Genomic DNA, 26,652 nt, shown 5'->3' with positions numbered 1-26,652 from the left:
CTATTGTAACGCAGGAAAAATTCGACGCTTGATATAAGTGGTACTTATGGAAAATCTGCGCCGTCTCCTACCGTCTGCCGCGAGCCTCATCGTCTTCGAGGCAGCCGGCCGGCATCAGAACTTCACACGCGCTGCCGGTGAGCTCGGAATGACTCAGGCAGCGGTGTCCTACGCCATTCGAGGACTCGAGAACCAGCTGGGCGTGCCCCTGTTCCACCGTGTGCACCGGGCCGTCGAACTGACGGAGGCCGGAGAAAAGTTTCACGCGGATGTCTCGGTCGGCCTCGCACGGATCCAGAAGTCGGCCGAAGACATCCGCGCCAAAGGGCGCGAGACCAATGTGACGCTGGCGGCCTCGACGGCCTTCACCTCCATGTGGATGCTGCCGCGGCTAGCCCGGCTGCGCGAAGACCTGCCGGAGATCGACCTTCGCATCCAGACAAGCGTGCGCGACCTCGATCTGGATGAGGAGCCGATCCCGCTCGGAATTCGTGGCGGGGACCCCAGCCATTGGCCGCGCTATCATGCGGCGGTGCTGGCCGATGAAGTCGTCCAGGCCGTGGCGACACCCGCCTATATCGAAACGCATGGGCTGCCGGCAACGCCCGCGGACCTCATCAGGCACAATCTTATCCACCTCGAAGAGCCCGTAAGGCGGGCCTGCGACTGGACCGAATGGTTCGCGAGCGCGGGCCTTGCTTATCCGGCGCAAGGCAAAAGGCTCGCGATCAACGATTACGTGCTCGTGATCCAGGCCGTGCTGGCGGGAGAGGGCATTGCGCTCGGCTGGGAGCATCTGACCGCCCGACAGGTGCGCTCCGGCGCGCTGGTGCCGGTCGGGGGGCATGTGCTGAGGACGGGCCAGGCCTTCTACGTCGTCTGGCCGCGGTCACGCGAACTCAACAGTCAGGCGCGCCGCATCCGCGACTGGCTTTTGGAGGAGGGCCGCAGCGATCGTTCGGGAGCCGAAACCGTAAGCGGGCATGAGGCGCTTCAGCGCGCCGCCGCCACATCCGGGTAATGCTCGGAAAGGTAACGCAAGGTGGCATCGGCATCGGCGGGCTTGCCGTAGAAATAGCCCTGTCCCAGGCCGCAGCCGAGCGCCTTGAGCTTCAGCGCCTCGGATGAATGCTCGATGCCTTCGGCGACCACGGCGAGTTCCAGCCCCTCGCACATCGAAACGATCGCCTTGACGATATGTTCTGAAGTCCGGTCGGTGGAAATCCCCGAAACGAAGGTCCGGTCTATCTTCACCTTGTCGAGGGAAAAATCCCTGAGCCGCCCGAGGCTCGACTGGCCCGTTCCGAAATCGTCCAGCGACACGCGTACGCCGGCCGCTCTCAATTCGGTGACGATCCTCTGGGCAGTGCCGGCGTCGGCCATCGCAGCGGTCTCGGTGATCTCGAGTTCGAGGCGCCGGGGGTCGAGGCCCACCTGAGCTGTGATTGCCAGGAGCCGAGCGCTCGTCGCCGGATCCATCAGCTGGACCGAGGACAGGTTGAAGGACAGGAAGAGGTCCTCCGGCCAGGAGAGGGCAGCCCGCGCCGCCTTGCGCAGAAGCATTTCGGAAAGCGCGTCGATGAATCCGCGCTCTTCCGCGAAAGGCACGAAGACGGCCGGCGAGACATAGCCGAGGTCGGCGTCGCACCACCGCGCCAGCGCCTCGAAACCCACCGGACGGTCGCTGCGCAGATCGACGATCGGTTGAAAGTGGACATCGATCCCACCGGCGATGATCGCATTGCGCAGTGCCTGCTCAAGCTGCGTCGCGTGCTTCATCTCCTGTGCGATCTCTTGCGAGTACACGGTGATCTGGCCGCGGCCACGCCGTTTGGAGCGGTAGAGCGCGGTATCGGCGCTCTTCAGCAGGTCGTCGAACGTGTCTCCGGCAAAGGGAAAGACAGCAAAGCCGAACGAGGCCGAAAGCCGAACGTTCCGGTCGCCGAGTGCGAAGGGCGAAGAGAGCACTTCCTTTAGCATCTGGCCGCGCTTCTCCGCACTCCTTCGTTCAAAGACCAGCGGCAGGACGATGGCGAATTCGTCATCTGCGGTACGCGTCACCGTCGCGCCCTCGGGAACGCAGGCCTTCAGCCGGTGCGCCACCTGGCGCAGGATCTGATCGCCGGCCTCAGGGCCGAAGAGGTCGTTGATCGGCTTGAACCCGTCCAGATTTGCGAGGGCGATGGTAAAGGGTGCGGGATCGCTTGCCCGTTCGGCCGCGAGGGCGCAGACGGTTTGCTTGAGGTGGCGTGCATTGCCGAGCTCGGTCAATGGATCGACGAAGGAGGCACTATACGGCCTGTCCCGCTTCGCCCGATCGATACCGAGCTCCTGCAATGTCATTGTGATCCGCTCCGACCAGAACCCGAAACGCGCCTTTCGGCCGCCGGCAGGTGTTTCCGCAGCAGCATCTCGATCATATCCGGGCTGACCGGCTTCATGATGTGGTCATCCATTCCCGATGTCCTGCAGCGCTCGAGGTCGATATCGATCGCCTGGGCGGTCACGGCCACGATCGGCGTGCGACGGCCCGTGCCCTTCTCGGCCTGTCGAATGGCAATGGCGGCTTCAAAGCCGTTCATCACCGGCATGGAGACGTCCATCAGAACCAGGGCGGGCTGGAGTTCGTGCCAGAGGTCCACCGCTTCTCTTCCATCCGCGGCGATCCGGTGGGAAATCCCGAGCCCCTCCAGGATCTGCGCGAAGACGAACTGGTTGACGTGGTTGTCCTCCGCGACGAGGACTTCCACCGTCGGCGCATGCGTCGCGGGCGCGAGATCGCGGTCGAGCGCAATCCCCCGTTCGGGCTGCAGCAACGGCGAACGCGCGCCGCGGGCGCGGACAGCGAAGATCTCCCCAAGCAGGATCGTCGCATCCATATCGCTCGATACCTCGACCCATGTACAGGCGCGCCAGGAGGCGAGAACGCGATGCTTCTCCGGAAAAGCGGTGTCGAGCAGAAGAAGGTCGATCTCCAATCCGCGGGCCTCGGCAGCCAGCGCGAAGGCGTCGAGTTCCTCGCCATTGCGGACCGCACAGGCGTCGAGCCCGAAGCCGCGCAGCCGCGCCACGAATCGCTCTTCCGTGTCCCGGTCGGCGGTCGCCAGAAGTACGCGCAATTCCCGAGCCGGCAGCATGTCGATCTTCGATCCGGCGTGGGCGAGTTGCTGCAAGTCGAGCGACCGGAAGGGATCGTAGAAATTCTGCGCAGGCGTGAAGATGCTATAGTCCCGGATCTGCAGACCGGTGTCGCCGCCTTTTTCCGAGCCGTCATACCAGACGGCGATATCGGTGACGTCGGTCATGCAGGTGACGACGAAATGGCGGCCGGGCAGGCCGATACGATATTTGCGCGTCACGACCCAAAGGTCGCTGCCGTCGGCGCGAACGATATGCTCCGCCTCCGAATGCGGCATGCCTGTCTCCAGGACGTGGCGGTCCGACCGTTCGAAGTGCTCCGCAAGCTCCGTTTCGACGAGGTCCGAGGCGGAACGTCCGAGCATGGCGTCCGGCGCGAGATCGTGGATGACGCAGAAGGCCTTGTTTACGGCGATGTAGTGGAGGTTGCTGTCCTTGACGCAGATGGGATTGGGCTGAGCGTTGAGGATCTCTTCCGTCAGGGCGATCCGCTGGAGATCGGTCCGGGCCTGCTCGTCGCGCTTCTTCTGTTCGGAGACGTCGCTGACGGCGAGAAGGCCGATACCGCTCGACAGCCGCCGCTGACGCAGAGAGAGCCAGCGCGTGCGGCCAGCCCTCTCGACATTCTCGTAGCGTTCCCGCCAGTGGAGCGCCATCTGCTCGGCGATCCAGTCTTCGCGGTTCGGCCTATGCCGGCTGGACTCCGGCAAGGTTCCGGGGCGCACGCCGGTATCGTATACCGCCCCCAGAAAATCGCGCAGCCGCGTCCCGGGAACCAGCATGGCGGCTGGCACCGGGAAAAATTGCAGTATCGAGGCGCTTGCGAAGGTGATGGTGTCGTCCCGGCCGAAAACGAGCAAGGCGGCGCCAAGCGTTTCACCGCTTGCCTCCAGAATGATCCTGCTGATGTCTGCGCCGCCCGACGCCACATCATTCATCGCGCTGCCCTCGTTCCCGCTACAGCGCCAGTCGTCCTTGGACGCATAACGGGTGCTGTAGCACTCTTTCCGCTGAACGGCCTTCCCGGCCCGGCTACGGTCCGGCCAACCGATCAGCAGCGGTTTCATTTCGGGACATGCTGGCCGCCTTTGAGGCATCCTTTTGAAGGGATGCGGGCGGCGTCCAGCAACGCCGCGGTGCTCCAGAGGCAAAAACCCGACGATCATTCAGGTTGCTGTGGAAAATTGCAGCAGAACGTTAAAGCCCGATTAAGTCGCAATACCGCTTTTTGCAGGTCCGGCCGGAAGCCTTGGAGAAGTGTGAGCGCGGGGCTTTCCCTCCCTCTCCGAATCCTGGAAAATAGGGCATGGCCATCAAGCAACTTTCCGAAACGCTCATCAACCAGATCGCCGCCGGTGAAGTCATCGAACGACCGGCGAGCGCCGCGAAGGAACTGATCGAGAACGCGCTCGATGCGGGCGCGACGAGGATCGAGATCGCGACCGCCGGTGGCGGCAAGACGCTCCTCAGGGTCACCGACAACGGCATCGGCATGTCGCCGGCCGATCTCGAACTGGCGATCCGCCGCCATTGCACCTCCAAGCTCGACGACAGCCTCGCCGATATCCGGACGCTCGGTTTCCGCGGCGAAGCCCTGCCCTCGATCGGATCGGTGGCGCGCCTGTCGATCACCACGAGGACGGCGGAGGCCCGGGAAGGCGCGGCGATCACGGTCACCGGCGGCAGGAGCGAGCCCGCCCGGCCGTCGGCCGCTATCGTAGGCACCGTGGTCGAGGTGCGCGACCTCTTCTTCGCGACCCCGGCGCGGCTGAAATTCATGAAGTCGGAAAAGGCCGAGGCGGCGGCGATCTCGGAAGTCGTCCGGCGTATGGCGATCGCCTTTCCGAGAGTGCGTTTCGTGCTTTCCGGCTCCGATCGCACGACGCTCGAATTCCCCGCAACAGGCGACGACCGGCTGGCGCGAATGGCGCAAGTGCTCGGCCGCGACTTCCGCGACAATGCCATCGAGATCGACGCCGAGCGCGAGGATGCGCGGCTGACTGGCTTTGCCGGCGTGCCGACCTTCAACCGCGGCAATTCGCTTCAGCAATATGCCTTCGTCAACGGCCGGCCGGTCCAGGACAAGCTGATCATGTCCGCGATCCGCGCCGCCTATGCCGAGACCATTCCGCAGGGGCGCTACCCGATCGCGGTGCTGTCGATCACGCTCGATCCGGCTCTCGTCGACGTCAATGTCCATCCGGCAAAATCGGACGTGCGCTTCCGCGATCCCGGACTGATCCGCGGCTTGATCATCGGCGCCATCCGCGAGGCGCTGGCGCGTGAGGGAGACCGGGCGGCGACGACCGGGGCGCATGGGCTGATGCGCGCCTTCCGTCCCGAGTTCCATCGGGCAGACAGGCCGCAGGAGCCCTGGACGGCCGCCGTCTCGCCCTATCGGCCGCTGCGCTTCGACGAGACCGCGCGGGGTTTCGCAGAAGCACCCCAGGCGGCCTTCTCCGATTTCGCCCAGCCATCGGCGCGCAGCGCTGCCGCCGTCGAGGCAACGCGCGCCGACGATGGACGGGCGGTTTCCTTCCCGCTTGGTGCCGCCCGCGCCCAGCTTCATGAAAACTATATCGTCGCCCAGACCGACGACGGGCTCGTGATCGTCGACCAGCACGCCGCCCATGAGCGTCTCGTCTTCGAGACGATGCGAACGGCGCTCCACGCCCGCCCGGTACCGGCGCAGGCGCTGCTGATCCCCGAGATCGTCGACCTGCCGGAAGACGATTGCGACCGGCTGATTGCGCATGCGCAGGAGTTCACGCGCCTGGGACTGGCCATCGAGCGTTTCGGCCCCGCGGCGATCGCCGTCCGCGAAACGCCGGCGATGCTCGGAGAAATGGACGCCGCCGGACTGGTTCGCCAGCTTGCCGACGAGCTTGCGGAATGGGATACGGCCGGTGGGCTCGCCGGCCGGCTCGAATATCTCGCCGCCACCATGGCCTGCCACGGCTCGGTTCGCTCGGGCCGCCGGTTGCGCACCGAAGAGATGAACGCTCTGCTTCGCCAGATGGAGGCCACGCCCGGCTCCGGGCAGTGCAATCACGGCCGGCCGACCTATATCGAGCTCAAGCTGACCGACATCGAGCGGCTTTTCGGGCGGAGCTGAGACCCTGCTGGAACCATCTTCCAAAACCGCTGGTTTTTTGCAGAGCGCCGCGATAGATCAGGACGTCCAGGATAAGACGAGGCCCGTTCAGGCATGATGAACCGTTTTGAAGGAAGCTCCTCCCGGGAGGCGAAGATCCGCTATCTCGACGGAGACTTCCAAGTCGTACTTGCCGGCTCGCACGTGATCTGTGCCGTTACGGGCAAGCCCGTTCCGGTCGATGAACTCAGGTACTGGAGCGTCGCGCGCCAGGAGGCTTACGCCGACGCGGATGCCTCGCTCGAAGCGGAACGACGCGCCGGCGGCCTGGCGGACCGGCGGACTTAAAGCACTTCCAGGAATAGATCGTAACGGTTTCCGTGGTAAGTGCGCGAATTCAAAAGAATTAGACTAGTGCCTCTGCACAGGGAATTTGGTTGTATGGTTGCGCTGAGAAAGAGCTGGCCTGGCTCAGGGCCCGACCGATGCCATGTCGATGGCGGCCATGATTTCGGCATCCTGCGCCGCAAGGCTGGTGATCAAACTGCGAGCAGCGCACGGGGAATAGCCGCCATGAACTGCGTAACCATGACATGCGGGCCGTCTCCGGTTTCGAACGCCGGATGAGGCGTGCAGTTGGAACCGGAGCCTTGGTCGGCTGGCTGGCGAGGCCGGGTTCCACGACGCGCCCATTGCCGCACGATGCCGTTCTTCTGGCCTATACGAGCTTCATCCTGAAACCACGGTTCCACCTTGGTGCGCGGCGGCAGGTCGCAAAGATGCGCCTTCAGCGTGCGTGGCCAGTTTTTTCGAATTCGTCGATAATATGTGCGTCCTGCGCCGGATGATGAGGGCGTGCGCTGATGTGCGAAAAGCCCATAGCGCGTCTCGTAGTCGACGCCAAATCGCTCCTTGATGACACGCTTCAGGTCTATGCGCCGCCACCGCACGAAGGCATCCGATGAAATCAAGCGATGATCCGCAAATCAGCTTGCCTGTAGTCGCACGCTGATATCCCCTCCGGGCCAGCGCCGGAAAGCACGGCCTCTTGCCGGAAGCTACACCACGACTCGGAATACCCGTTTGGATAGCCAAAAGAGCTTCAGATATAATCCCTTTCAACTCGATAGTCTTTTTCGATCATCTCTATCAAAAGTGGCGCACTTGGCAGTGATGGCCCTTTAGGAAATTTTTTTTCCTCTTTGGTGAGGGGACGATGTACTTTCCATTGCCCTTCTCCAGCCCAGAAAAACCACATGGTGTCGTCTCCTTTAAGATTGTTCGTTGAGCGGAAGGTCGGAAACTGACGAAGATGTTCAGGAACAGACACGTTTGCCACCAAAGGAAAAAAGCCTTTCTTCACGCCATCCTGTATCAAAAAGGCCGTGATTAACTGCGGCTCCTTCGCTACGACCTCTGTAAAGTCTTTCGGTTCTTTTGCATAAAATTCCCGAAAAATCGCCACTATCCAACCCCATTTGGGATGTGTATGCGTTATCAACCCATAGCACACACCCTCAGATGTAAGAATTTGAAATACATCACCTATTTTTACAGTTTTACGATTTAGCATGTCTAATTTGTCCACTGGTAGTCAACGCTGTCGAGCAACTGCTTGCCTCGGATCAGGGATTGTTCATAGGCCGTTGGATTTGCGGTTGGGGAAATGGAGTTGATCCTGTTCAGCAGCATTCCACCGTCTTTACCGAGGCCGTAATAATGGATTAGCGTTTGCTCAACAGCACGAGCGTCAGCACGAGACAAGTTATCGAGACCTGCGATTTCTTCTATCTCTATTCCTTTCGCATTAAAATGTTCTCGCCCCCGCCGTAACACATCGTCGGTAATTCCGACATACCGGGTGGAACCATCGACCACGCAGCTATAGACGCAAGTCTTGCCGCCGATCGTTGCCTTATTTGCGGCTCTTGCACCTGAAGCCACTTCTTCGAGCGTGTTTACGATCTGCTTCGTCGCAACCGCGCCTCCAGCGGCCAGGCGATTGTGCAAATGCACCCGCTGCTCCGGTCGAAAACACCGGAACGATCACAATTGCAAAGAGCGCCAGCTGCCGCATACGCTGTCCGATCAGTTTTGGGATTCCGGCTCATTCAGCTTGCCCAGGGCTGCCGTCAGGCCTTTGAGTGAAAAGCGGATCGTAACGTTCTGGCCATTCATCAGGCGCAGCCGGGCGGCGCCCATCTGCCCTTTCCGGAGGGCCGAGAGCATCGCTTTTTCGAGCCGCCGCTGAACCCAGCAGCCGGCCTGGTTGCAATTGCGATAGGCTGTGTCGGCGACCGCTTTGCCGTCGACATCGAGCCCGAATCCGGCTGGGAGGAAGATGTTGAGCGGTACCAGGGCCGTCAGCAAAAGCGACTCGTCGCTTTCGTTTTCTGCGGGTTCACCGGTGCCGGGCGCAGTTTTGGCGATGGCGAGGGTCAAAAGACTGATTTCCTCTTCCCCCTGCTTCACCCTCGCAACCTGAACGACCTCGCATTGCGATACTGTCTTGCCCTCGACGGCTACCTCGCCGCAACGGTAGGTCCAGTCCTCGAAACGTTGCGTGATGACCGAGGGAGAGATTTCGCCCGAGGGTTTCGGCAATTCCTGTGAATTTGCAGGATTTGCCAGAATGAGAGCAAGCGAGACGCCAGTTGCCGGTATAAATTTCATGCACATCCCCGCCCTAGCCGCAATAACGGCCCCTTCGCGATGCCCGTGGCAGGCCCCTCTCAGGGTTGCATATGCCGACTCGACCCTCGCCTTGGTAGTGATTGACGCATGAAATGCTGCCTATGAGCAAATAAGTATAATCTTGCAAGGTGATGCAGCCGTCGGTGCCCTTTCGGTGGCCTCATGTCCCAACTCAATCGGCTGAGCGGCCGTCGATGGCCGGCACTCGCTTGGTCACGATGATTTTGGGTCGGATCGAGCTGAAATCGTAAGCGCGATCGATTGCAACAGATCGGGGGTGCGGTCGGAAAACCGTAGACATTTTTTCTGCTGGAAGTGTCCCAGCTAACCCGTCTTGCGCTCGCGCAATCGGCGGGCGCGGGCGGAGGCAAGTGTCGCGTCGATGATTGCACCCGGCGCTGCCGGATCGTCGAAGCGCACCTCGATCTCGATCACGCGGCTTTTCGCCGCCAGTTCCCCTGCCCGCCCGTGGCCGGGCTCCAGGCGAACCATGTCCTTGGCGGTGGTCACCAGCGTATAGCCCCGGCTTGCGGCACGGTCGACCAGATCGGCAATCTCGTCCTCGGAGAAATGGTGGTGATCCGGGAAGGTCCGGGTCTCTTCGATCACCGCGCCGGTCTCGCGAACGGTCTTGAAGAACTTTTCCGGATCGGCGATCCCGGCCCAGGCAAGGACCTTGACGCCGTCGAGCGGCCCTGTATCCGTGCGCACCGTTTCGGCCACATAGACGGGCTTGCCGGCCCGTGCCGCCTGGCGGACGAGAGTATCGGCGGCGGAGCCGTGGCCGAGTTTCAGGAGAGCGTTGGCATGGCGCAGCTGATTGCCGATCGGCGCCCGAACCGGGCCGGAAGGCACGAGATGGCCATTGCCGATACCGCGGCCGGAATCGACCACCAGAAGGGCGAAATCGAAGACGAGCCGGGCACTCTGGAAGCCATCATCCATGATGATGATATCGGCGCCTTCCGCAGCAAGCTTGCGTGCGCCATCCACCCTGCGTCGGCAGATCACGGTGAGGGCCTCGCGGGCAAGCAGCAGCGGCTCGTCGCCGACGTCGCGCGCGCGATGGTGCTCGGGGTCGACCACCGTCGTGACGTCCAGCGACCCGCCATAGCCGCGGCTCAGGAAAGCGGGCTTCAGGCCCCGTGCCCTGGCGGCACGTGCAATCGCGATCGCCGTCGGGGTCTTTCCGGCTCCGCCGACGGTGAAGTTGCCTATGCAGATCAGCGGCACGGCGGAGGTCGCCCGGCGCGCCCGGTCCATGCGCATCCCGGCGATCCGGCCGTAAACCCAGGAAAAGGGCCAAAGAGCATAGGCGCGCCAGTCGGCCTTGGTCCACCAGAACGGGGGCGCTTCTGAAACCATCTTTACCCGTAAATATCCGTGCGGCCGCTCCTGCACCTGGAGGGCAGGAAGGGCAAATCCAGAACTTTCCGCCGCGGGCATCGGCCGTGAGCGGTGTGACCGGCGACAAAGAACGTCAGAACGGAGAAAAAGGCAAGCCGATCAGTTCGTGAGCACCGCTTCCAGCTCGGTAATATCGGCGAGGCAGTGGTCGCAAGACGCGGCAAGCGACTGGCGCGATCCGGTGCCGGTCAAAACGGCAACCGTCATAGCGACGCCGGCACTGCGGCCCATATGCATGTCGTGATTGTTGTCGCCGACTACGGCCACCTCGTCGGGTGCAAGCCCCGTTGCGGCGCAAAACCCGAGCACCATGCCGGGCTCCGGCTTTGTGCCATAGCCGCTATCGTAGCCGGCGACGTAATGGAGGTAGTCCTCGAAACCGAAGCGTTTGGCGGTTTCCCGGATCGAGCGCTCGTTATCGCTGGAGGCGACGCCGAGCCGGTAGCCTTTCGCGTGCAGCCCGGCAAAAAAGGAAGCGAGATCGGTCACCGGCACGGCATAATGCGCGGATTGTGCAAAGAGCCCGTCGAACAGCGCCGTCAATTCTTCTACGGTAAACGGCGCGCCGGCGCCGACCATGCCGGTGGCAATCTCCACCGTATTCCCGGCCGCAAGCAGGCTGTCGGGAACGACATATCCGGTCTCCGGGTCCATCCCGCCCGCCTGAAGGAGGACACGCGCAAGGCTCTCATTGCCCTTGGCGGCGATCCGCGCCAGCTCGTAATTCACCGGCACCCAGCTCTTCACGTAGTCGAGAAGGGTGCCGTCCTTGTCGAACAATATGCCGGCGATCGGTTTCGTTGCGGGCATGGTCCCTTCCAATCGAGGCTTCACGTTTCAGGCTTCGGGGCGCGGCTCCAGCCGCGCCTTCACCACAAGCGGGTTGATGTAGGGGTCGAGGCCCTTCATCGTCGCCGTCAGCGCGCCCCGCATCTGTTGCACGGTTTCGAGTCCGGCATCGATCATCGAGCGACGCATGTCGTCGTTGGCGAGCAGGTAGTTGACCCCCTTGGCGAGCATCTCCGTATCGCGCACGATCTTGGCGCTGCCGTTCTTCGCGAGCATCTGGTAGGTCTCGCGGAAATTCTGCACATTCCCGCCGGAGAGCACAGCGCAGCCGAGCATGGCCGGCTCGAGCGGGTTCTGACCGCCCGCGGCGAAAAGCGAACGTCCGACGAAAGCGACTTCCGTCAGCCTCAGATAGAGCCCCATTTCGCCGATCGTATCGCCGAGTAGAATGTCGACTTCCGGTGTGACCGGATCGCCGCGCGTGCGGCGCGCGACGGTCAACCCCTTCGCGACCAGGGCAGCCTCGATCGCGTCGCAACGCTCCGGATGGCGAGGAACGATGATCGTCAGTAGGCCGGTTCTCTCCTTCAGCGCCTGGTGAACGGTCCCGGCCGCATTCTCCTCCCCCTCGAAGGTCGAGATCGCAGCCCAGGTCTTTCGTGCACCGATCTGCTGGCGGTATTCGCGCAGGTCCCGGGGATCGTGCGGCGGCGCGTCGTTGTCCACCTTGAGGTTGCCGGAGACCGTAACCGGGAGCGCACCCAGCGTGCGGAAACGCTCCGCATCGACATCGGACTGAGCGATGACGAGCGCGAGATTTTCAAAGAGAGCATCGGCAAGCGACGGCCGGCGCCTCCATCGGGCGAAGGTGCGGTCGGAAAGACGGCCATTGACCAGAACCTGCGGAATATGGCGCCTGCCGAGCTCGATGATCGTCATCGGCCAGATCTCCGATTCGGCGATGATCGCCAGATCCGGCTGCCAATATTCCAGAAAACGGCTCACCGCCGGCTTGAAATCGAGCGGCACGTACTGGTGCACGACGGCCGAGCCCAATCGCTCCGCGGCGACGCGCGCCGAGGTCGTCGTACCGGTGGTCAGCACCACGGCGATGCCGCGGCGGCGGATTTCCTTGATCAGCGGAGTGACTGCATTCGTCTCTCCGACACTGGCGGCGTGGAACCAGACGAGAGGGCCCTGGGGCCGCGGCGCACTAGCATAGCCATAGCGTTCGCGCCGGCGTGCCGGGTCCTCCTTGCCCTTCGCCGCGCGGAGCGCAAGATAGGACCAGAAGAAGGGATAGACGGCCGTTCCGAGCCAGCGATAGCCGGAAAGTGCCAGCCTTGCGCGCAGGCTGCTCATGAACGCTTGCCCTCCGCCGCGTCCGACGCCGACGGCATTACTTCGCTTCCGGATCGAGCAGGCGATGCATGTGGACGATGAAATAGCGCATATGCGCATTGTCGACGGTCATCTGAGCCTTGGCTTTCCAGGCGACATGCGCGCTCTCGTAGTCCGGGAAGATGCCGACGATATCCAGATTTTCCAGATCGCGAAACTGCACGTCGGTGAGCGTTGCCAATTCGCCGCCGAAGACGAGGTGCAGCCGTTGTTTTTTCTCGGAGTCGTGAGCCATCGAAATTCCATCTGTGTTCTTATTGGTGTTGGGGTGGTTTGCGGCATTCGCCCCTAAAGGTCAATGGGGCTCAAGCGGCCTGGAGGCGGCGAGCAACGCCGGCAGCGCGGTTCCCGAGGCCGCTCCCAGAACGCCGTGGGTGACAGTCGGGCGGTTGTAGGACAAAGGCTCGCCATCGAGACTGCAAAGCGCGCCCCCGGCGCGCGAAAGGATGAGGTCGGCGGCCGCCAAATCCCAATCGTGCGAATTCCGCTTGACGATCGTTCCATCGATGCGGCCATCCGCGATCATCGCAAGGCGATAGGCGAGCGACGGCACGTGCGACACACGCATCATCCTGTTGCGATAGGGCAATGCCAGCCTGCCCATGACATCCTCGGCCGCCGCCACCTTCAGCACCCCGCCGGATGCCGCCTCCCGCACGGCAATCGCCTTGCCGTTCTTCTGCGCTTCGCCATCGCGGGTCGCCTGGAATATCTCGTCGAGGGCGGGCGCATAGAGAACGCCGGCCACAGGCTGGCCACGGTGGACGACGGCGACGCTGACGCACCAGAGATCCTTGCCGGCGATGAAGGCCCGGGTGCCGTCGATGGGATCGACGACAAAGACGGTCTCGCGGACGAGGCGGCTTTCGTCGTCGTCGGTCTCCTCCGAAAGCCAGCCATAGTCCGGTCGGGCGGCGAGCAGCCGCCCCTTGAGGATGTCGTTGGCGGCAAGATCGGCCTCGCTTACGGGGGAACGGCCCTCATTTTTCCAGCGGACGTCCAGGGTCTTGCGGAAATAGCCGAGCGCAGTGTCGCCCGCCGCGACTGCAGCGGTAAGAATGAGTTCGAGGTCCTCGTCCCAGACCGGGCGGATCGAAAGGGCTGTTTCTGACATGCAAATCCTTACACGCGGCGCTGTAGTGCAACGCACCGCCCACATTCAAGTTCCGGCGATCGTCATGCCTTCGATCGCAAGCGTCGGCGCGGCGATGCCGAACTTCCTGTCGATGTCGTCGGCCGGCGTCAGCGCCATGAACATCTGCTTGAGATTGGAGGCGATCGTCACCTCGGAAACGGGATAGAGGATTTCGCCGTTTTCAATCCAGAAGCCGGAGGCGCCGCGACTATATTCGCCCGTCACCATGTTGACACCCTGGCCGATGAGCTCGGTGACATAGAAGCCGGTGCCGACGCCGCGGATCAGATCGTCGCGCGAGACGGAGCCGGGCTCGAGGGCGAGATTGGTGGAGGCCGGGCTGACCGCCGGACCGCCGCGAACGCCGCGCCCGTTGGTCTCGAGGCCGAGTTCCCTGGCCGCAGACGTGGACAGGAACCAATGGCGCAGCACGCCATCCTCGACCATCGACAATTTCGAGCCGCTGACCCCCTCGCCGTCGAAAGGACGCGAGGAGGCGCCGCGGACGATCAACGGATCGTCGGTAACGGCAATGCCCGATTTCATGATCTGCTTGCCCATCATGCCGCGCAGGAAGCTGGTCTTGCGGGCGACCGACGCTCCGTTGATGGCTCCCGCAAGATGTCCGACGAAGCCGCGTGCGACGCGCGGGTCGAAAACGACCGTCACGTTCTTCTGCGTCGCGACGCGGCGGGGATTGACGCGCGCCGCCGCCCGCTCGCCGGCGACCCGGCCGATATCCTCGGCAGTGCGGAGCTCATCGAAATAGAGGCGGCTGTCGAAGTCGTAATCGCGTTCCATCTTGGTGCCTTCGCCGGCGATGGCGCTGACGGAGCAGCCGAAACGGGTGGCCATATAGGAGCCGGAGAAACCATGAGACGTGACGAGCACGAGCCCGCCCATGCCGGCCGATGCGCCCGCCCCGCTGGAATTGGTGACGCCTGTGACCGAAAGCGCGGCTCCTTCGGCAGCGAGCGCCGCCTCCGTGAGTGCTTCGGTCGATACGTCCCGGTTGTCGAAAAGTTCGAGATCCGGATAGGACTTCGCCAGGCGATCGGGGTCGGCAAGCGATGCGTAAGGATCCTCCGGCGACGCCTTCGCCATCGCCACCGCACGCTCTGCCAGGACCTTCAAATCGAAGCCCGGATTGGCGGAAACACTGGCGACGCGCCGCCCGACAAAAACCCTGAGCGAGAAATCGTCGCTCTCGGAAGCTTCCGTCGCCTCCACCTTGCCGAGCCGCACCGAAACCGAACGGGAGCGGCCACGCACCACCACGGCATCCGCGGCATCCGCGCCGGCGCGGCGAGCCTGATCGACAAGCTCGGCGGCACGTTGCTCGAGGACGGCGGAAACGATCGTCTCAGACATGATTTTGGCCTTTCATTCCTGTCCCATTTATTGTGCACTGAAGCATGCATCAAGGGCATCATCGTGATTCCCGCCCCAGCAGCAAAATGATATGCGGCCGAATACGCCCTCTCCACGGGTCCCCCGGCCGTTATAGCGGAAGCACCGAGCATGGAAACGACAACGATAATCTATTCGCAGGCGCTCATGCTGCTTGCCGGCGCCGTGATCGCAGCGCCGCTGTTCAAGCGTCTCGGGCTCGGCACCATCCTTGGTTACCTCGCCGCCGGCATCCTGATCGGTCCCGTCGCCCTGCAAATCACGGAGGGCGAAGAGATTCTGCATGTCTCGGAACTCGGCGTCGTCTTCCTGCTGTTCATCATCGGCCTCGAGCTGAAACCGTCGCGGCTGTGGCAGATGCGGCGCGACATCTTCGGTCTCGGTACGGCACAGGTCGTGATCACCGGCGCCGTTCTTTCGTTCCTGATCGCGTTCAGCGGTCTTCTCGGAGGCGCCGGCAGCGTCATCGCCGGCTTCGGCCTGGCGCTATCCTCCACGGCCTTCGCCATGCAGATCCTGGAGGAGAACAACGATACCAACACGCGCTATGGCCAGCGCGCCTTCTCCATTCTCCTGCTCCAGGACCTGTCGATCGTGCCTCTGCTTGCGATCATTCCGCTGATGGCGGCGCAAGCACCGGAGGATACGACCACGCCGATCGAAGACTTCGCGATCGCCATCGCCGCCGTGGCCGCGCTTTTCGCCGCCGGTCGCTATCTTCTCAATCCGCTGTTTCAGGTGATCGCGCGCACCGGCGCGCGCGACGTCATGATCGCAGCCGCGCTTCTCGTCGTCATGGGCGCGGCGACGATGATGCAGCTCGCCGGCCTTTCCATGGCGATGGGCGCCTTCCTTGCCGGGGTGTTGCTGGCGGAATCGTCCTATCGTCACGAGCTGGAGGCCGACATCGAGCCATTCCGCGGTATCCTCCAGGCGCTTTTCTTCATGGCGGTCGGCCTGTCGCTCGAGCTCCATGTGGTGGCAGAGAACCTGCTGAGCATCATCATCGCCGTTCCCGTGCTGATGCTGGTAAAGAGCCTGGTCCTTTACGGACTGTGCCGGGCCGCCGGCTCACGCCACAACGACGCCGTGCGCATCGGCCTGCTTCTGCCGCAGGGCGGCGAATTCGGCTTCGTGCTCTTCACCGCAGCCGCCGCGGCCGGCGCCTTCTCGCAAGCCACGTCCTCCCTGCTCGTCGCCATCGTCACGCTCTCCATGGCGTTGACACCCGTGGCAGCGATGCTCTCCAGGCGGCTGATGCACAAGCAGGACGAACTGGCCGAGGAAATGGAAGAGGATTTCGAGGGCGCCGGCGCCGACGTGCTGATGATCGGTTTTTCCCGCTTCGCCCAGATCGCTTCGCAGATCCTTCTCGCCGGCGGCCGCGATGTGACGATCATCGACCATTCCGCGGCGCGCGTGCGTCAGGCGGCCACATTCGGCTTCCGCATCTATTTCGGCGACGGCACACGCCTCGACGTCTTGCGAGCGGCCGGAATAGAGAAGGCGAAGATTGTCGCCGTGTGCACGCAGAAGAAGGAGGTCACGGACAAGATCATCGATCTCGTCCATGCCGAATACCCGAATGCCCGCATCTTCGCGCGCTCCTACGACCGCCTGCACACGCTGGAACTGCGCGCACGGGGTGTCGACTACGAATTGCGCGAGACGTTCGAGTCTGGTCTGCTTTTCGGCCGAAAGACGCTCGAGGCGCTCGGCGTGAACGGCGACGAAGCCATTGGCATCATGGACGATATACGCCGCCGCGACGAGGCAAGGCTGGTGCTCCAGGAAGCGGAGGGCATCACCGCCGGCCGCGACATGCTGCATTCAAGGCCCGTCCGGCCGGAACCGCTGGTAAAGCCGAAGCGTGAAGTCACTCAGCCTGACGATGCTCTGCCGGATCTTGCCGACGAGACGCTGGAAAAGGCGGAGTGATATCAGGGCCTGTTAACACTTGTGCTAAGGCCTGTTGAGATTCATTTTGAGTTTATGACGGCTGCGACATGGATAATGGCGTTGAAGCTTGTTTCCTTTGATCGTAGCCGATCAAAAGACAAAAACATGCAGCAGCTCAAAGTGCTGCAGCGACCTTCGCGCGTCTCATAAGACGCGCAGCGCTGTAGGAAAACGTATCGGAGGACTGCATCTCTCCTCCGTCCTCATCCCTGTGCTCGTCACAGGGATCCAGCAGCGCCGCGTCTGCGGCGCGGAAGAGCCTTTCCAGCCCAAGGACTTGGTCTGGCTGGATTCCTGTGACAAGCACAGGAATGAGGAAATCAAACAAGCCGCCGCGGGTGGCCAGAATCTCAACAGGCCTTAGAGCGGGAGAAGAGTGTGTGCGGTTTTCCGCCCGCATCCCGCGTCTCAACTTCTTGGAATCGATACGCTCATGTTTTAGGTCGATCCGACTTAAATCATCTTGATCTAAGAGAAAGGGCCCTCTCTGTCAGGGCCGAAATGATCTCCAGGAACTCCGCGTCACGACCCGTCGACCGTCCCTGCTGCCGCAATATGGACGTGCGTTCTGGATATCAATGTTTCATTCCGGTAGAATATAGACTGGTGGGAACCAGGAAGCCTCTAATGGCGTTGAGCATCAAGGATATAGAAACCGAGCAGCTTGCCCGCACACTTGAGCGGCGGACAGGGGAATCCATCACGCTGGCCACCAAGCGTGCCCTCGAAGAACGATTGCGCCGAACCGACACCGCTGCCCGGCGCGCGGCTCTTCTGAAGGATCTGGAGGCCATTCAACGCCGCTGGAATGCCATGCCCGTCCTCGACGGTCGCAGCTCCGATGACATCATCGGTTATGACGAGGATGGACTCCCCCTCAAGTGATTTCTCGCAAACCGATATCCCGGCGGCGTAAGGCTCGCGCAGTTGGTCCTGCAAGAAGCAGAGGGTCACCGCCGGCCGCGACATGCTACATTCAAGGCCAGTCCGGCCGGAGCCGCTGGTAAAGCCGAAGCGTGAAGTCACTCAGCCTGACGATGCTCTGCCGGATCTTGCCGACGACACGCTGGAAAAGGCGGAGTGATATCAGGGCCTGTTACCACTTGTGCTAAGGCCTGTTGAGATTCATTTTGAGTTTATGACCGCTGCTGCGACATGGATAATGGCGTTGAAGCTTGTTTCCTTTGATCGTAGCCGATCTGTGCTCGTCACAGGGATCCAGCAGCGCCGCGTCTGCGGCGCGGAAGAGCCTTTCCAGCCCAAGGACTTGGTCTGGCTGGATTCCTGTGACAAGCACAGGAATGAGGAAATCAAACAAGCCGCCGCGGGTGGCCAGAATCTCGACAGGCCTTAGAGCGGGAGAAAAGTGCGTGCGGTTGTCCGCCCGCATCCCGCGTCTCCGACCGGGGATTTTGTTCAAGCCGGTTGAACAGATCATTTGCCCCTGGTCGCCTATATCCCCTTCTTCCACCGATCGATGCGCTCTGCCAGCGCGCGCTTCACCTCGTCCTTGGTCCCGCTGGTGGCGGTCAGCAATTCCTGGGCGCGCAAAAAATCCAGGACGCGGAACCGCCCGACATCGGGACGCAGGAGAATATCCGGTGCGCCGGCCTGCATCTTCATCGTGATGATCGACTGCATCATCAACTGGGTCGCGCCGAACAGGCTGTCGATACGGCTCGGGATCGTCTCCCCGTCGCCATCCGGCCCGCCGACGACATCGACGGCGACGACGATATCCGCCAGTCCGCGCAGGTGATCGAAGGGGATCGGATTATAGATGCCGCCGTCGATCATCACGCGGCCGTCGATCTTCACCGGCATGAATACCGCCGGCAGGGCACAGGAGGCAGCGAGCGCCTTGTAGAGGTCCCCGCTTTCGCAGACCCGCTCCGTCTGCCCGTAATAGTCGGTGACGATGATTTTCAGGGGGATGGCCAGATCGGAGAAGCGGACAGGCACCGCCTCGGGCAGGAAGGCCTTCAGCACACGCTCTATATTGAACTGGCCGACGCGGAAGCCGCTCGCCACAGCCTCGGCAAGACTGGTCGGCCTCAATCGCCATAGGCGGTTGAGAACCTCCCCACGCCGGCCGACGGTCGAAAGCACGTGTTCACGGATTTCCTTCCCGCTCATGCCGGCGGCCACACCCGCGCCCATGAGAGCGCCGATCGACGAACCGGCGACGACCGCCGGCCGAAGCCCCATCTCATCGAGCGCCTCGATGACATGGATGTGGGCAAGTCCGCGCGCGCCGCCGCCGCCGAGGGCAAGCGCGATGGTCGGCTCCCCCTCGCTACCCGCGGCTTTGCGTATCGTGGACAGGTTCTGCTCCATCGCCACCTCCGTCATCGGCCATCCTGCACGAGGGGCAGGCCGAGATCACGCGGAATCTGAACAGCTCCAACCGCCTTTGCGCCGGTCTCAGGCGCCTCGGAAACGCAGAAAATGCATGAGCGTATCGCCGAAGGCGCGTTCGTCGACCGATTCGAAACTTTCGGAGAACTGCGGCCGGACGTCCGCGCGCTCCTCCAGGATTGCAAGGGCATCCGGAACGAGCCAACCGCCGCGGGCAGCCGCGGCCAGAGCGCGTTCGCCGAGACCCCTGCCATAGGGCGGATCTGCGAACACCAGATGAAACGGCTCCATCGTCCCGACCGGTCCGAGATCCGTCGCGTCGCGGCGAAAGATCTTGGCCCGCCCCTGAAGGCCGAGCGCCTCGATATTGATCCGCAGCAGCCCGCGTCCCTCGACCCCCTGCTCCACGAAGAGAGCCTGCCGGCAGCCGCGCGACAGCGCCTCGAGCCCGACGGCCCCCGTGCCCGCGAAAAGATCGAGAACGCGCGTTCCGTCAAGCGCCTCCGGATAGGCGTGGCTCAGGATGTTAAACAGGCTCTCGCGCGTGCGGTCCGTGGTCGGACGGATATCGTCCGATTTCGGCGCGGCCAGCGTGCGGCCGCGAAACTCTCCACCGACGATGCGCACGGCCGCCTACTTCCCCCTGCCCTGCGGCCCCTTGCCCGGCGGCTTACCGCCGCTCGGACGACCGCCGGGCTTGCCTCCGGCGGGTCTGCTGCCGGCGGGTTTTCCGGCACGCGGGCCGGACGAGCGAGGGGCGGCCGGCTTTCCCGAAGCCGGCTTTCCAGCAACCGGTTTGCCGCCGGCGTTCGCACGTGGCCGGTCGCCGGCGAAGCTCTTCCTGCCGTCGCCACGCGGCGGCCGAGCGTTCTCCTTGCGTCCTTCGGACGAGATGCGGTCGTCGGCCGGGCGGGCCGCTCGCTCGCCGCTGGGCCGGCGCGGCGGACGGTCGCCATGGTCGCGGGATTTCCGCTCCGCGCTTTCGAGCGGTCGACGCCTCTCGAAGCCGCCGGCGCCTGCGGCATCCTTGCGGCCGGCGGATTTACCGCCCTTGCCCTGGCGTTCCGCATCGAAGCCGCCCGCTGCTTTCGCCGCAGCGTCCTTCGGCCGGTCGCGCCGTTTGCCTTCCGCAGGCGCGCGCCGCGCCGCCTTCGGCGACAGCTCGTCCTCCGCTGCCTTTGGCTTTTTCTCTACGGTCGGACGCGCACCCGGCGCCATCCAGACGTTGGAAGAGCGGTTGCGCCGGACCGGCGGGCGCACCGGACGCTCCTCCAGCTTACCGCGGCTGCGGCCGCGTTCATTCGGGCGACCATCGTCGCGTCGGGTATCGAGACGGGCAAGAGCACGCTCCCGCTTGTCCTCGGCCTTTTCGCGCTTGTTGCCCCATTCCGCCTTTGCGTGGTTGGCGGGCTCCGCTTCAGGCTCGGCAGCAGCCGGCTGATCGTTATAGATCGGCGCGTCGAAATTCGCCTTGGCATCGGCGATCAGCCGGGGCCCCAGCTGCTCGCGCAGCGTGCGGCCGCGTATTTCCTGAACCTGACCGATCGGCAGCTCGCCGAGCTGGAACGGACCGTAGGAGATGCGGATCAGCCGGTTGACGTCGAGGCCGAGCGCGCCGAGAACATTCTTGATCTCGCGGTTCTTGCCTTCCCGCAGGCCCATGGTGATCCAGACGTTCGAGCCCTGCACCCGATCCAGTGTCGCCTCGATCGCTCCGTAGAGAACGCCTTCGACCGCGATGCCCTCCTTCAGACGGTCGAGCGCCTCCTGATCGATTTCCCCGTGCGCCCGCACGCGGTAGCGGCGCAGCCAGCCGGTCGACGGCAACTCGAGCACGCGGGCAAGCCCGCCGTCGTTCGTCAGGAGCAGCAGGCCCTCGGTATTGATGTCGAGGCGGCCCACCGACAGAACGCGCGGCAGATCCTCGGGCAGGTTCTCGAAAACCGTCGGACGGCCTTCCGGATCGGCATTGGTCGTCACGAGGCCGCCCGGCTTGTGATAAAGCCAGAGCCGTGTCCGTTCGATGCCGCGGATCGGATGGCCGTCGACCTCGATCCTGTCGGCAAGGGTCGCATTGACGACCGGCGTGTCGAGCACGACGCCATTGAGGCTGACCCGCCCTTCCATGATCATCCGCTCGACGTCGCGACGCGAGGCGACGCCTGCGCGCGACAGGATCTTCGAGATGCGTTGCGGCTCGTCCGCACCGGTGGGCGCTGCCGGACTGTTGCCGGCTGCCCGTGCCGCAGGCTTCTCGCTGCCGGAATGAGGTTTCTTGTCGCGACCCTTGGCCTTGCCGCCGGGCCTCGTGGGCTTGTCTTTGGATGTCATTTGTGTTGCCTGCCTTTTGCGGCTGTCCTATCAGGTCGTAGGCCGTGGGTTAAGAGGAAATTATCGAACGAACGATGGCAGAAACGGCACGCTTCATGCAGGCGGCCCTTCAGGAGGCCCGAAAGGCGGCGGCACGCGGCGAAGTGCCGATCGGCGCCGTCATCGTGCTCGACGGCAAGATGATCGCCGCGGCCGGAAACCGCACCCGCGAACTCAGCGACATCACCGCCCATGCGGAGATCGAGGCGATCCGCCAGGCGGCGGCCGCCGTCGGCGACGAGCGTCTTTCGGGAGCCGATCTCTATGTCACGCTCGAGCCCTGCACCATGTGTGCGGCTGCGATCTCCTTCGCTCGCATCCGCCGCCTCTATTATGGCGCGGAGGATCCCAAAGGCGGCGCGGTCGACAACGGCGTCAGGTTTTATGCTTCCCCCACCTGCCATCATGTGCCGGATGTCTATTCCGGTCTTGCCGAGCGGGAGGCAGCCGACATTCTTCGTGAATTCTTCGCCAGCCGGCGTTAAAAATCACTTCGGGAAAACTGTGTTGCGATTTCCCCGGGACCGCGTGAAGTGTCAGTCCGCTGCGAACGCTTCCAATCCCTTGCCGGCGAGCCGGTAACGAGTCCATTCCGACATGGGCTCCGCCCCGACGGCCTCATAGACGCGGATGGCGGGCTCGTTCCAGTCGAGAACGCTCCATTCGAAGCGGCCGCAGCCTTCCGCGACTGCCGTCCGCGCCAGGTGCTTCAGGAGCGCCTTGCCGGCGCCAGAGCCCCGAAACTCCGGCGAGACGTAAAGATCCTCCAGATATAGTCCCTTGCGCGCCTGCCAGGTGGAATAGCTGTAGAACCAGACGGCAAAGCCTGCGGGCTTGCCGTCGGCCTCGCAGATCACGGCGCGCGCGACGGCATCGGCTCCGAAGAGCGACTCGTGCACGCGCTCGACGGTCGCCTCGACCTCGTGCGGCGCCTTTTCATAAGTCGCGAGTTCCGTGATGAAACGGAGGATCGTCGCAGCGTCACCGGGAAGGGCATCGCGAATGCTGATAGCCATGGCTTTGGACCAATTCTAAAACTTGGATGCGAACGGAGCCGCACGCAGTTTCTCATCCCGCTCTAAAACGGCCAGTACCACTTGCTTCCGGAGTTCTTGATCTGCGCCTCCTTCTTGCGGCGGCGCGCCTTGTCCTTTTCGGGCTCTCCGAGATCGGCTTCAGCCCCTTCCGGCAGTCGACGGTATTCGAGCGGCGGGTCGCTCAGAAAGCGGCGCTTGTCCGCATAGGCGCCCTGCTCGATCTTGCGCGCCTCGCGATAGGCCTCCTGCTGCTCCTTGGCGGAAAGACGGCGGCCGTTGGCATTCGCTTTTGCCAGCGGCGAGACGTAGTTGGGATCGTTCTTGTTGGCGTCCGCCTCTTCGCGCAGACGCGCGCGCGTCTCTTCGGGAGACTCGACCCAGGCCGGGTTGGCCTCGCGGCTTGCAAGCGACTGCTGCGGCTCGACCAGAGCGGTCTGCTGCTGTTGCGGCGGCAGCACCAAACCGGGGCGCGGCTGATACTTGACCGGATCCTTCTTCGCGGGAGCGAGGCTGACCGCGCTGCCTAGATCGTCGAGCAAATGCTCGCCGGCCGTCTTGTCCGTTCCGTAGGTCGGGCCGCCGATGCAGCCGGAAAGCACCAGACCTCCCGCCAGGATGGCGGCAATGCCGGCGGCCGCTCGCAACTCTCGCGTCATTCCCATGAGATTCCTTCCAGCCGGCCGCGCGTCGCTAAAACGGCCATTCAGCGCCCCATGGCGGAAAAATCCGCCAAATTTCGGGCAGGTTTTACCGGATGAAGAGCCTGAACGCAATTCACCCGGTAAACCGATCGATTACGGCTTGAAGCCGAGCTCCCGCAGGGCGGCCGCGTCGCGCGCGGAGACGTCCGGATAGAGCGGATCGGAGCCGACATCGGTGGTGATTCGCCAGGAACGGGCGCATTTGCGGCCCTCGGCGAGTTTCGGTACGACGCTGACTTTCGCGACGTCCGGCAGCCTGAACGCATCCTCCGGGCCCTCGCCCCCGTCGACTTCGATCCCCGAGGTGATGCATATCTCGGCGAAGTCCTGGCCGTTGAGCGCCTGGAGCAGATCCGGATCGGCGACATGGACGGCCGGAGCCGCCTCCAGCGAAGAGCCGATGCGCTTTTCCTTGCGCTCGATCTCGAGCGCGCCGGTCACCACCTTGCGCACCTCGCGGATCTTCCGCCACTTCTCGGCGAGCGCGTCGTTACGCCATTCCGCCGGGACCGTGGGGAACTGTTCGAGATGCACGGAAACGGCTTGTGGGTTGCGCGAAAGCCAGGCCTCCTCGGCAGTGAAGGGCAGCATGGGTGCAAGCCAGGTCACCAGGCAATCGAAAAGGGTGCGGATGACCTGCAGGGCCGCGCGGCGGCGCAGCGACGACAGCGCGTCACAATAGAGCGCATCCTTGCGGATATCGAAATAGAAAGCCGAGAGTTCGACATTCGAGAAATCGATGAGCGCGCGGGCGATCCTCTTGAAGTCGAAGGCGTCGTAGCCTTCGCGCACCAGCCGGTCGAGTTCGGCAAGACGATGCAGCATCAGCCTTTCGAGTTCCGGCATGTCGGCAAGCGCTACGGCCTCGCCTTTGTCGTGGGCGAGCGTGCCGAGCATCCAGCGGATCGTGTTGCGCAGCTTGCGGTATGCATCGATATTCGTCTGGATGATGGTCTTGCCGAGGCGCTGGTCTTCCCAATAGTCCGTCGTCATGACCCAGAGGCGCAGGATGTCGGCGCCGGCATCCTTCATCACCTCCTGGGGCGTGACGGTATTGCCCTTCGACTTCGACATCTTCTCGCCCTTCTCATCCATGGTGAAGCCATGGGTGATGACGGCGTTGTAGGGCGCGCGGCCGCGCGTCGCGCAGCTTTCGAGCAGCGAGGAATGGAACCACCCGCGGTGCTGGTCGGAGCCTTCGAGATAGACGTCGGCCGGCCATTTCAGGTCCGGACGGTCCTCCAGCGTGAAGGTGTGGGTCGACCCGGAATCGAACCATACGTCCAGGATGTCCGTGACCTGGTGCCAGCGGGCATGGTCGTGGTCGTTGCCGAGGAAGCGCTCTTTCGCGCCTTCGGCGAACCACGCGTCCGCTCCTTCCTTCTCGAAAGCGTCGAGGATGCGGGCATTGACCTCGTCGTCAACGAGGATTTCGCCCTCGTCGTCGGCGAAGATCGCGATCGGCACACCCCAGGCGCGCTGGCGCGAAAGCACCCAGTCGGGGCGCTGTTCGATCATCGCCCGGAGACGGTTCTGGCCGGCGCCGGGCACGAAACGGGTTTCGTCGATCGCGTTCAACGCGCGCGAGCGCAGCGTCGTGCCGTCGCCGAAATCCTTGTCCATGGTGACGAACCATTGCGGCGTGTTGCGGAAGATGACCGGCTTCTTCGACCGCCAGGAATGCGGATAGGAATGCTTCAAACGGCCGCGCGCGAAGAGCGCGTGACGGCCGATCAGAGCCTTGATGACGCGGTCGTTGGCGTCGCCCTTCTTGCCCTTGTCGTCTATGACGCGGCCGGCGCCGCCTTCCGCATCCGGACCGAAGCCGGGGGCGTCGGCGGTGAAATAGCCGGCATCGTCGACCGGAAACGGGATCGTGGACGAGATGCCGCGTTCCTCGAGGACGCGCACATTGTCCATCCAGGCCTCGAAGTCTTCGCGGCCATGGCTGGGTGCAGTATGGACAAAGCCGGTGCCGGCATCGTCGGTGACGTGCTCGCCGTCGAGAAGCGGGACATTGAACGCATAACCGCCACCCAGGCCGTGCAGCGGATGGGCGCAGGTAATCGCGGCCAGATCGGCCGCCTCCACATCGCGCACGAAGTTGAAGGTGACCTTCGCCTTTGCGGCCGACTCTTCCGCCAGGCGCTTGGCGAAGATCAGCTTCTCGCCCGGCTGCGGGCCGTAGTCGTTCTCGGCGGTCGCGACTTCATAGAGCCCATAGGCATAGCGCGACGAGTAGGCGATCGCACGGTTGCCCGGGATCGTCCAGGGGGTCGTCGTCCAGATGACGACGAAGGCGCCGGCAAGCGCATCGGGGCCTTCGGTCACCGGGAACTTCACCCAGATCATATCGCTTTCGACGTCGGCATACTCCACCTCGGCCTCGGCCAGTGCGGTACGCTCGACGACCGACCACATGACCGGCTTGGAGCCGCGATAGAGCTGACCGGACTTGGCGATCTTCATCAGTTCGCCGGCGATGCGTGCTTCCGCGTGGAAGTTCATCGTGGTGTAGGGGTTTTCGAAGTCGCCCTCGATGCCGAGGCGCTTGAACTCCTCGGTCTGAATCCCGATCCAGCCGCTTGCGAATTCACGGCATTCCTTACGGAACTCGTTGACCGGCACCTCGTCCTTGTTCTTGCCTTTCTCGCGGTACTTCTCTTCGATCTTCCATTCGATCGGCAAACCGTGGCAGTCCCAGCCCGGCACGTAATTGGCATCGAAGCCGCGCATCTGGAAAGAGCGGTTGATCACATCCTTGAGGATCTTGTTCAGGGCGTGGCCGATATGGATGTTGCCGTTGGCGTAGGGAGGGCCGTCGTGCAGGACGAACTTCTCGCGGCCGGCAGCGGACGCGCGGAGCTTTTTGTAAAGCTCCATCTTCTGCCAGCGGGCGACGGTCTCCGGCTCCTTCTGCGGCAGGCCGGCCCGCATCGGAAAATCCGTCTGCGGCAGGTAAAGGGTGGAAGAATAGTCGGTCTTTTCAGCGGTCTCGGTCATGGTTTTCGCATTCGTCTTTTCCGCGCGGGGCAGTCACGCAGGCGGAAGGGTTCGGTAATCTCGAAGATGATGGGGGCGTTGAAACGCCGAAATCCCGGACCTTCCGGCGCAGCCTAGAGCGCGCGGAAAGCCGGGCCAATAATTCGCTGATCGACG

Annotated in this window: 24 protein-coding genes and 1 pseudogene; 6 read left to right on the top strand and 19 right to left on the bottom strand. The window is 63.3% G+C overall.

Features of this window, described 5'->3' with window-relative positions; all coding sequences use genetic code 11:
• Positions 1–46 precede the first annotated feature (46 nt).
• Positions 47–1,021, top strand: a complete 975-nt coding sequence (locus ACFHWW_RS14095) for a LysR substrate-binding domain-containing protein (RefSeq protein WP_275602607.1) — start codon at positions 47–49, stop codon at positions 1,019–1,021.
• Here the strand turns inward: ACFHWW_RS14095 and ACFHWW_RS14090 are convergent.
• Entirely contained in the window at positions 994–2,343 is a 1,350-nt protein-coding gene (locus tag ACFHWW_RS14090) for a bifunctional diguanylate cyclase/phosphodiesterase (protein WP_275596679.1), read from the bottom strand. The two genes, ACFHWW_RS14095 and ACFHWW_RS14090, sit on opposite strands and share 28 nt — an antisense overlap.
• Positions 2,340–4,205 (bottom strand): response regulator, encoded by a 1,866-nt coding sequence (locus ACFHWW_RS14085; RefSeq protein WP_379938787.1) that lies wholly within the window; start codon positions 4,203–4,205, stop codon positions 2,340–2,342. The genes ACFHWW_RS14090 and ACFHWW_RS14085 overlap by 4 nt, the downstream gene beginning before the upstream one ends.
• Before the next feature lie 239 nt (positions 4,206–4,444).
• Between ACFHWW_RS14085 and mutL the strand changes: the two genes are divergently transcribed.
• Both mutL and ACFHWW_RS14075 read left to right on the top strand, forming a co-directional pair.
• Complete coding sequence (gene mutL, locus ACFHWW_RS14080; RefSeq protein ID WP_379938785.1) at positions 4,445–6,253, top strand: DNA mismatch repair endonuclease MutL; 1,809 nt, start codon at positions 4,445–4,447, stop codon at positions 6,251–6,253.
• 93 nt (positions 6,254–6,346) lie between these two features.
• Positions 6,347–6,580 carry a DUF2093 domain-containing protein gene (locus ACFHWW_RS14075; RefSeq protein WP_379938783.1) on the top strand — a complete coding sequence of 78 codons (234 nt, stop codon included), beginning with the start codon at positions 6,347–6,349 and terminating at the stop codon, positions 6,578–6,580.
• Between the two features lie 302 nt (positions 6,581–6,882).
• Here the strand turns inward: ACFHWW_RS14075 and ACFHWW_RS14070 are convergent.
• From ACFHWW_RS14070 to ACFHWW_RS14025, 10 genes and pseudogenes are all read right to left on the bottom strand, one after another.
• Positions 6,883–7,191 (bottom strand): annotated as a pseudogene (locus tag ACFHWW_RS14070) (winged helix-turn-helix domain-containing protein); the annotation flags it as partial.
• Positions 7,192–7,334: 143 nt separating this feature from the next.
• Positions 7,335–7,805, bottom strand: a complete 471-nt coding sequence (locus tag ACFHWW_RS14065; protein ID WP_379938781.1) for a hypothetical protein — start codon at positions 7,803–7,805, stop codon at positions 7,335–7,337.
• Positions 7,806–7,807: 2 nt separating this feature from the next.
• The gene (locus tag ACFHWW_RS14060) at positions 7,808–8,248 is read right to left on the bottom strand and encodes a GIY-YIG nuclease family protein (protein ID WP_379938779.1); all 441 of its coding nucleotides are present in this window, start codon (positions 8,246–8,248) and stop codon (positions 7,808–7,810) included.
• Positions 8,249–8,320: 72 nt separating this feature from the next.
• Complete coding sequence (locus ACFHWW_RS14055) at positions 8,321–8,905, bottom strand: invasion associated locus B family protein (protein ID WP_379938777.1); 585 nt, start codon at positions 8,903–8,905, stop codon at positions 8,321–8,323.
• A gap of 345 nt (positions 8,906–9,250) precedes the next feature.
• Positions 9,251–10,291, bottom strand: coding sequence for a tetraacyldisaccharide 4'-kinase (lpxK, locus tag ACFHWW_RS14050; RefSeq protein WP_100669289.1), 1,041 nt, complete (start codon positions 10,289–10,291; stop codon positions 9,251–9,253).
• 141 nt (positions 10,292–10,432) lie between these two features.
• Entirely contained in the window at positions 10,433–11,143 is a 711-nt protein-coding gene (locus ACFHWW_RS14045) for an HAD family hydrolase (RefSeq protein ID WP_379938775.1), read from the bottom strand.
• A gap of 27 nt (positions 11,144–11,170) precedes the next feature.
• Entirely contained in the window at positions 11,171–12,484 is a 1,314-nt protein-coding gene (gene waaA, locus ACFHWW_RS14040; protein WP_379938773.1) for a lipid IV(A) 3-deoxy-D-manno-octulosonic acid transferase, read from the bottom strand.
• A gap of 37 nt (positions 12,485–12,521) precedes the next feature.
• On the bottom strand, positions 12,522–12,758 hold the full coding sequence (locus ACFHWW_RS14035) for a DUF4170 domain-containing protein (protein ID WP_275596682.1): 237 nt from the start codon (positions 12,756–12,758) through the stop codon (positions 12,522–12,524).
• 60 nt (positions 12,759–12,818) lie between these two features.
• Entirely contained in the window at positions 12,819–13,637 is an 819-nt protein-coding gene (locus ACFHWW_RS14030; protein WP_379938771.1) for a 3'(2'),5'-bisphosphate nucleotidase CysQ, read from the bottom strand.
• 45 nt (positions 13,638–13,682) lie between these two features.
• Positions 13,683–15,029: a TldD/PmbA family protein gene (locus ACFHWW_RS14025; RefSeq protein WP_379938769.1), complete on the bottom strand. Its 1,347-nt coding sequence runs from the start codon at positions 15,027–15,029 to the stop codon at positions 13,683–13,685.
• A 150-nt stretch (positions 15,030–15,179) separates the two neighbouring features.
• Here ACFHWW_RS14025 and ACFHWW_RS14020 point away from each other — a divergent pair, with 150 nt between their 5' ends.
• Together ACFHWW_RS14020 and ACFHWW_RS14015 are read left to right on the top strand one after the other, a co-directional pair.
• On the top strand, positions 15,180–17,006 hold the full coding sequence (locus tag ACFHWW_RS14020; RefSeq protein WP_379938767.1) for a monovalent cation:proton antiporter-2 (CPA2) family protein: 1,827 nt from the start codon (positions 15,180–15,182) through the stop codon (positions 17,004–17,006).
• A gap of 648 nt (positions 17,007–17,654) precedes the next feature.
• Positions 17,655–17,912 carry a type II toxin-antitoxin system VapB family antitoxin gene (locus ACFHWW_RS14015; RefSeq protein WP_379938765.1) on the top strand — a complete coding sequence of 86 codons (258 nt, stop codon included), beginning with the start codon at positions 17,655–17,657 and terminating at the stop codon, positions 17,910–17,912.
• 223 nt (positions 17,913–18,135) lie between these two features.
• Here ACFHWW_RS14015 and ACFHWW_RS14010 read toward each other — a convergent pair whose 3' ends face one another.
• The 4 genes from ACFHWW_RS14010 to ACFHWW_RS13995 form a co-directional block, all read right to left on the bottom strand.
• Positions 18,136–18,417, bottom strand: coding sequence for a hypothetical protein (locus tag ACFHWW_RS14010; protein ID WP_379938763.1), 282 nt, complete (start codon positions 18,415–18,417; stop codon positions 18,136–18,138).
• Positions 18,418–18,479: 62 nt separating this feature from the next.
• Entirely contained in the window at positions 18,480–19,379 is a 900-nt protein-coding gene (locus ACFHWW_RS14005) for a patatin-like phospholipase family protein (protein WP_100669305.1), read from the bottom strand.
• 72 nt (positions 19,380–19,451) lie between these two features.
• The gene (gene rsmD / locus ACFHWW_RS14000; RefSeq protein WP_100669307.1) at positions 19,452–20,012 is read right to left on the bottom strand and encodes a 16S rRNA (guanine(966)-N(2))-methyltransferase RsmD; all 561 of its coding nucleotides are present in this window, start codon (positions 20,010–20,012) and stop codon (positions 19,452–19,454) included.
• A gap of 6 nt (positions 20,013–20,018) precedes the next feature.
• Positions 20,019–21,716 carry a pseudouridine synthase gene (locus ACFHWW_RS13995; protein WP_379938761.1) on the bottom strand — a complete coding sequence of 566 codons (1,698 nt, stop codon included), beginning with the start codon at positions 21,714–21,716 and terminating at the stop codon, positions 20,019–20,021.
• A gap of 74 nt (positions 21,717–21,790) precedes the next feature.
• Between ACFHWW_RS13995 and ACFHWW_RS13990 the strand changes: the two genes are divergently transcribed.
• Positions 21,791–22,240: a nucleoside deaminase gene (locus ACFHWW_RS13990; protein WP_102761386.1), complete on the top strand. Its 450-nt coding sequence runs from the start codon at positions 21,791–21,793 to the stop codon at positions 22,238–22,240.
• A 51-nt stretch (positions 22,241–22,291) separates the two neighbouring features.
• Here ACFHWW_RS13990 and ACFHWW_RS13985 read toward each other — a convergent pair whose 3' ends face one another.
• From ACFHWW_RS13985 to ileS, 3 genes are all read right to left on the bottom strand, one after another.
• On the bottom strand, positions 22,292–22,771 hold the full coding sequence (locus ACFHWW_RS13985; protein WP_018094345.1) for a GNAT family N-acetyltransferase: 480 nt from the start codon (positions 22,769–22,771) through the stop codon (positions 22,292–22,294).
• A gap of 62 nt (positions 22,772–22,833) precedes the next feature.
• Positions 22,834–23,454: a hypothetical protein gene (locus ACFHWW_RS13980; RefSeq protein ID WP_018094344.1), complete on the bottom strand. Its 621-nt coding sequence runs from the start codon at positions 23,452–23,454 to the stop codon at positions 22,834–22,836.
• 132 nt (positions 23,455–23,586) lie between these two features.
• Positions 23,587–26,496, bottom strand: a complete 2,910-nt coding sequence (ileS, locus tag ACFHWW_RS13975) for an isoleucine--tRNA ligase (protein WP_379938758.1) — start codon at positions 26,494–26,496, stop codon at positions 23,587–23,589.
• Positions 26,497–26,652: the final 156 nt, after the last annotated feature.

The sequence above is a fragment of the Sinorhizobium sp. P24N7 genome (assembly GCF_042436655.1).
Taxonomy (GTDB): Bacteria; Pseudomonadota; Alphaproteobacteria; order Rhizobiales; family Rhizobiaceae; genus Sinorhizobium; species Sinorhizobium meliloti_A.
Note: the sequence above shows the minus strand (reverse complement) of the source record. Positions and strands in the feature narration are given on the sequence as shown.